3 protein-coding genes and 2 pseudogenes are annotated in these 2709 nt (G+C 62.9%); 1 reads left to right on the forward strand and 4 read right to left on the reverse strand.

The window, feature by feature from the left end:
* Positions 1 to 101: 101 nt before the first annotated feature.
* The gene (locus BJF85_RS23595; RefSeq protein ID WP_075850153.1) at positions 102 to 986 is read right to left on the reverse strand and encodes a hypothetical protein; all 885 of its coding nucleotides are present in this window, start codon (positions 984 to 986) and stop codon (positions 102 to 104) included.
* A gap of 170 nt (positions 987 to 1156) precedes the next feature.
* Positions 1157 to 1543 (reverse strand): integrase core domain-containing protein, encoded by a 387-nt coding sequence (locus BJF85_RS23600; protein WP_083666657.1) that lies wholly within the window; start codon positions 1541 to 1543, stop codon positions 1157 to 1159.
* A gap of 2 nt (positions 1544 to 1545) precedes the next feature.
* Between BJF85_RS23600 and BJF85_RS28560 the strand changes: the two are divergent.
* Positions 1546 to 1842: pseudogene (locus tag BJF85_RS28560) on the forward strand (helix-turn-helix domain-containing protein); the annotation flags it as partial.
* Here the strand turns inward: BJF85_RS28560 and BJF85_RS23610 are convergent.
* Positions 1837 to 2327: pseudogene (locus BJF85_RS23610) on the reverse strand (leucine zipper domain-containing protein). The pseudogenes BJF85_RS28560 and BJF85_RS23610 sit on opposite strands and share 6 nt — an antisense overlap.
* A gap of 68 nt (positions 2328 to 2395) precedes the next feature.
* Complete coding sequence (locus BJF85_RS27735) at positions 2396 to 2539, reverse strand: hypothetical protein (protein ID WP_222844661.1); 144 nt, start codon at positions 2537 to 2539, stop codon at positions 2396 to 2398.
* Positions 2540 to 2709 lie beyond the last annotated feature (170 nt).

The following is a 2709-nucleotide window of genomic DNA, read 5'->3' on the forward strand; positions in this document are numbered from 1 at the left end:
CGCCCGGTCCTTGAACTCCGGGGTATAAGACGTTCTGTTCCTGGTCATAATCCGATCCTCCTGAATCACATAGATCGGAACAAGACCCAGTACGGTTCAGTTCAGTGACTGCGTCCGGTCTGACATTCCCACAGTGTCCGGCATCTGTCAGCAGATGTGGGACCCCGGTCGCTCGCGCATGTCGCCGATCGATCGGCTCGCTCGGGGCGCTGAAGCAACTCGGCTCTGCCCGGGCGTTTATAGAACCCGAACCCGAAGTCATCGCCAGACTGGATCGTGGCGGTGGAGCGCACCCTTGCACCCGTGGCGATGCCCGTCCAGCCACTGTCGCCGTCGAGGCTGGGGTCGTGTTCGGTGCACGAGATTCCGTAGAGAGCATCGGCCAGGGCCTTTGGCAAAGTGCCGTAGATCTTGAAGCCGCGATCGTCCCGGACCACGACCTTCCACTCCAGGCCATAGGTCGACTCGACGGGTTTGATGCTGATGATCTTCCCGGTGACCTCTCCGCGGCCGGTGACGACCTCGGCAGTGGGGGCCTCGTCGGCCATGCGAACGAGCGCGGCGGTCTGTGCCTCGGTCAGTGTCCCGTGCTCGGTAAGCCACTGGCGCATCTGCGCAACGAAGTCACCGGAGAGGGTGGTCAGCGCCTGGGCTGCGAGGGGGTTTTGGGCTTCCCATTCTTCGCGGAGTCGGGCGACCTCTTCCTGCTGGAGCATCCGCTCCCTCTGGGCTTCCCTCGCCACATGTTGGGGTTCCTCGGCGCGCTTGAGTTCACGGCGCTCACGGTCCTTGCTTCTCCGGTTGATCTTCCGCTGTGTGGTCGCCTTGTGGCCGACTCCTCCACAGGAGAAGCACACCTTGGTCACCTCGCGCTGGGAACCGTCGGTTTCGCGGACGACAGGCGTGACATCAATGCCCCACGAAACCGTGCCGGTTCCCTGGCATCGGGAGCATTCCTCGGTGATGGGGGCGTCCAGCTCGCTCACGGTGATCTCCTCGATTCTGCGGTGCGTGGGGTCCTATAGGGGGTGTCCGGCGTTTGCGCTGACGCGCTGTGGTCACTTGAACCCCTTGGGTGTCGATGCTCCGCGATATTGAGCACCACGTTGTTGACCTAACAATCCACTTTCAAGCCCCGGTTTTGATAGAGAGTTAGTTATCTGGCGTTGAGGAGCTCGGCAACCGTGTCCACACCGGCGGTGACGCAGAGTTGATGCTCGACGCGGAAGGCCTCAGGGGTCATCCCGCCGAGGGACAGATGAGGTCGGAAGGTGTTGAACCAGTGGGCCCATTCCGCGGTCGCGATCTCGACGTCATCGAGGCCCTGCCACGGTCCGAGGTTCCGGATCACTTCGGCTTTGAACAACGAGTTCAGGGCCTCGGCCAGCGCGTTGTCATAGGAGTCACCTCGTGACCCGACCGACGCAACCGCGTCCTGCTCAGCCAATGCCTGCCCGTAACGAATCGCACGATACTGCCCGGATTCAACTGGTCGTAGCAACACCTTGATCGTGGAGGTGTGCAATGGGAAGACCATCAGCATGGGTGCGGCAGTTCACAGGCCGTTCAGCAATGAAGTCGCCGGGGGCTCCGTCTCATCGTCAGGAGGTCGAACGAGAGTTCTGGAAGCACATCGCCACCGGGATCACCTCTGAGAAGGCAGCAGAGGCCACTGGTGTGTCTCAAGCCGTTGGTGCTCGATGGTTCCGCAATCGTGGTGGTATGCCGCTGTTTATGTCCTCGAAGGTCTCTTCTCGGTACCTTTCCTTCCAAGAGCGTGAGGAGATCGCTCTGCTGCGAGCCCAAGAAATCGGTGTTCGCGAAATAGCCCGTCGTCTAGGTGTAGGAGGGCATGACGTTGTTGACACGCACCGGGGCCAACGAGGCCGGTGGAGCATCTCCGCAGGAGGTATGCGGCCGATGGTAGTTGTAGTGATTCACCCACACCTGAAGGGCCTCACGGCGAGCCCGCTCTGAGGTGTAGGGGCGGGCGTAGAGGACCTCGTCCACCATGAGCCGGTTGTACCGCTCGACCTTCCCGTTGTGCTTTGGCGTGTAGGGGCGGACCACTTCCGGCCACGGCGCAGGGCCTCCAGCTCGGCCACGATCGCGGGGTCGAGCCGGGCAGGTGAGTGGTGGGGCCGGCTGGAGCGATCCTGCAGTCCCGCCTTGCCCTTGGCGCGGTAGCGGGCGACCCAGGTGGCCACCGTGGGCCGACTGACGCGGAACTCCGCGGCCACGTGGGACTGCGGGATCCCGTCGATCAGGTGGCGGTGGACCATGCGCAGCCGGCCGGTGGGGGTCAGAGGTGCGTTAGCGTGAGTCACGAGCGGGCTTCCTTCCGCGGATGAGTGGATGTCGCAATTCCCATCCTGCGGGGCGGAGCCCGCTCGTCTCATCTCAGCCCGTGCCTCGTGTAAAGAACCTCATGACCCACAACAACTAGCCTGGCGTCCTCGATGACCACGTCCGGCAGCACGGCGGAGGCATGGCCGATCACCACATCGCTCACTGCGCCGTCCGGGGTAAAGAGTGTCATGGCTGATCAGCCTGTCATTTGCTTCTGGCCTGGATGTGTACGCCGTGTTAACTGCTGTGGGCGAACGGGCTTGACCTGATCCCCGGGTGGTGGTCCGGTTGTTGTGAGAGTCCGATGCCCGATGATGGGCGCAGGAGGACTCGACGACGATGAGTGAGCGACGCCGGCGG

Source organism: Saccharomonospora sp. CUA-673 (assembly GCF_001942305.1).
Lineage (GTDB): Bacteria > Actinomycetota > Actinomycetes > Mycobacteriales > Pseudonocardiaceae > Prauserella.